We start from the raw sequence: 3,681 nt of genomic DNA on the forward strand, positions 1-3,681 counted from the left end.
AAGTAGTTCTCGTTCTTTAACAATTTAGAAGAAGTAAAGTAGAAATAATCAAAATTATTTCTGTAAAGAGAAGCTGACAACGACAGTTGTGAGTGGAAATTATGGAAGGGTTGTGATTGTATCGAACAAACATAGTATTAAAAAGAGTTTGAAAAGCTGTCGAAAGACAAGTTTTAGAAAAAATCAAATTCCTTGAGATACGGCAAACGCTAAAGTAATACTCATAAGTAGTAAAGAACTATAACGGTCTTGCGCACGACGAACAGAGCAAATGCTGAATTTGCGTAGGTTTTATCGATTAAAAATGAGCTGGCTCTGCCAGGCATTTTTAAGAAATAAAGCCACACAAAAGTAGGTGTTTACTTTTGTGTGCAGGAGCTAACGTTATAGGGACAAGTGACTAAGTGCACATGGTGGATGCCTTGGCGATATCAGGCGATGAAGGACGTAGTAGCTTGCGATAAGCTGCGGGGAGTGAGCAAACACACATTGATCCGCAGATTTCCGAATGGGGAAACCCGGCCGTAAGGTCATTGCAACCTGAATACATAGGGTTGCAAAGCGAACGTGGCGAACTGAAACATCTAAGTAGCTACAGGAAAAGAAATCAACCGAGATTCCCAAAGTAGTGGCGAGCGAAATGGGAACAGCCTGCAAGATTTAGCATCTTTGATAATAGAACGGATTGGAAACTCCGGCCATAGAGGGTGATAGCCCCTTATATGAAATCATCGTTGTGGAACTAAGCTTGCGACAAGTAGGGCGGGACACGTGAAATCCTGTCTGAACATGGGGGGACCATCCTCCAAGGCTAAATACTCGATATCGACCGATAGTGAACCAGTACCGTGAGGGAAAGGCGAAAAGAACCCCGGGAGGGGAGTGAAATAGATCCTGAAACCGTGTGCATACAAACAGTAGGAGCGGACTTGTTCCGTGACTGCGTACCTTTTGTATAATGGGTCAGCGACTTACATTCAGTGGCAAGGTTAACCGCATAGGGAAGCCGTAGAGAAATCGAGTCCGAATAGGGCGTCATAGTCGCTGGGTGTAGACCCGAAACCAAGTGATCTACTCATGGCCAGGTTGAAGGTGCGGTAACACGCACTGGAGGACCGAACCCACTAATGTTGAAAAATTAGGGGATGAGCTGTGGGTAGGGGTGAAAGGCTAAACAAACTTGGAAATAGCTGGTTCTCTCCGAAAACTATTTAGGTAGTGCCTCTTGTATCACCGTCGGGGGTAGAGCACTGTTATGGCTAGGGGGTCATCGCGACTTACCAAACCATTGCAAACTCCGAATACCGACGAGTGCGAGCAAGGGAGACAGACATCGGGTGCTAACGTCCGGTGTCAAGAGGGAAACAACCCAGACCGCCAGCTAAGGTCCCAAAGTATAGCTAAGTGGAAAACGAAGTGGGAAGGCTAAAACAGTCAGGAGGTTGGCTTAGAAGCAGCCACCCTTTAAAGAAAGCGTAATAGCTCACTGATCGAGTCGTCCTGCGCGGAAGATGTAACGGGGCTAAGCTATACACCGAAGCTGCGGATATCCATTTATGGATATGGTAGGAGAGCGTTCTGTAAGCCTGCGAAGGTGACTTGTAAAGGTTGCTGGAGGTATCAGAAGTGCGAATGCTGACATGAGTAGCGATAATGGGGGTGAAAAGCCTCCACGCCGTAAGCCCAAGGTTTCCTGTTCAACGTTCATCGGAGCAGGGTGAGTCGGCCCCTAAGGCGAGGCAGAGATGCGTAGCTGATGGGAAGCAGGTTAATATTCCTGCACCGTCGTATGATGCGATGGGGGGACGGATCGCGGAAGGTTGTCCGACTGTTGGAATAGTCGGTTTCTGGTTCAAAGAAGGTGCTTAGGCAAATCCGGGCACATAATTCAAGGGACTGGGACGAGCGAATTAATTCGTGAAGCAATCGGAAGTGGTTCCAAGAAAAGCCTCTAAGCTTCAGTCATACGAGACCGTACCGCAAACCGACACAGGTGGGCGAGATGAGTATTCTAAGGCGCTTGAGAGAACTCGGGAGAAGGAACTCGGCAAATTGGTACCGTAACTTCGGGATAAGGTACGCCCTTGTAGCTTGACTGCCCTGCGGCAGAAGGGTGAAGGGGTTGCAATAAACTGGTGGCTGCGACTGTTTAATAAAAACACAGCACTCTGCAAACACGAAAGTGGACGTATAGGGTGTGACGCCTGCCCGGTGCTGGAAGATTAAATGATGGGGTGCAAGCTCTTGATTGAAGTCCCAGTAAACGGCGGCCGTAACTATAACGGTCCTAAGGTAGCGAAATTCCTTGTCGGGTAAGTTCCGACCTGCACGAATGGCGTAACGATGGCCACACTGTCTCCTCCCGAGACTCAGCGAAGTTGAAATGTTTGTGATGATGCAATCTACCCGCGGCTAGACGGAAAGACCCCATGAACCTTTACTGTAGCTTTGCATTGGACTTTGAATCGATCTGTGTAGGATAGGTGGGAGGCTTTGAAGCGTGGACGCCAGTTTGCGTGGAGCCATCCTTGAAATACCACCCTGGTTTATTTGAGGTTCTAACCTTGGCCCGTAATCCGGGTCGGGGACAGTGCATGGTAGGCAGTTTGACTGGGGCGGTCTCCTCCCAAAGTGTAACGGAGGAGTTCGAAGGTACGCTAGGTACGGTCGGACATCGTGCTAATAGTGCAATGGCATAAGCGTGCTTAACTGCGAGACTGACAAGTCGAGCAGGTACGAAAGTAGGACATAGTGATCCGGTGGTTCTGTATGGAAGGGCCATCGCTCAACGGATAAAAGGTACTCTGGGGATAACAGGCTGATTCCTCCCAAGAGTTCATATCGACGGGGGAGTTTGGCACCTCGATGTCGGCTCATCACATCCTGGGGCTGTAGCCGGTCCCAAGGGTATGGCTGTTCGCCATTTAAAGTGGTACGTGAGCTGGGTTTAAAACGTCGTGAGACAGTTTGGTCCCTATCTGCCGTGGGCGTTGGAAGTTTGAAGGGGGCTGCTCCTAGTACGAGAGGACCGGAGTGGACGAACCTCTGGTGTATCGGTTGTCACGCCAGTGGCATTGCCGAGTAGCTATGTTCGGAAGAGATAACCGCTGAAAGCATCTAAGCGGGAAACTCGCCTTAAGATGAGACTTCCCAGAGACTAGATCTCTTTAAAGGGTCGTTCGAGACCAGGACGTTGATAGGCTGGGTGTGGAAGTGCAGTAATGCATTAAGCTAACCAGTACTAATTGCCCGTAAGGCTTGTCCCTATAACCTTAGCAGGTTGTAGGCTACGACAAGTATTGTGAAGTGTTTGCGAAAATGTGCGGATTCGGAAGAATTCCACTTGTTCGACAGCAGTCACAACCACCACAGTAAGCGATGGTCTCGCTTACTGTGACAAAATCAATAATCATGATTAGTGCGAAGACTCACCTCTGCCGCACACTCTACGACACTTCTTCTGAATTGGACTTTTTGTATCCGCCAAAACAACGGCAATACAAGCAGTCAACAAGTTATGCCTGATGACCATAGCTAATCGGTACCACCCCTTCCCATCCCGAACAGGACCGTGAAACGATTACGCGCCAATGATAGTGCTGCAACCAGTGTGAAAGTAGGTTATCGTCAGGCTTGTATCCAGAAACCCCCGCTAGAGCAATTTAGCGGGGGTTTCGCTTT

General features: G+C 48.8%; 2 rRNA genes. Both read left to right on the forward strand.

What is annotated here, in order from left to right:
• Positions 1–390: 390 nt before the first annotated feature.
• Positions 391–3,266, forward strand: a 23S ribosomal RNA gene (locus ACO0K9_RS27825).
• Between the two features lie 254 nt (positions 3,267–3,520).
• Positions 3,521–3,633: ribosomal RNA gene (gene rrf, locus ACO0K9_RS27830) — 5S ribosomal RNA — on the forward strand.
• The last annotated feature ends 48 nt before the right edge of the window (positions 3,634–3,681 follow it).

This window comes from Undibacterium sp. Ji50W (genome assembly GCF_049340445.1).
Lineage (GTDB): Bacteria > Pseudomonadota > Gammaproteobacteria > Burkholderiales > Burkholderiaceae_D > Undibacterium.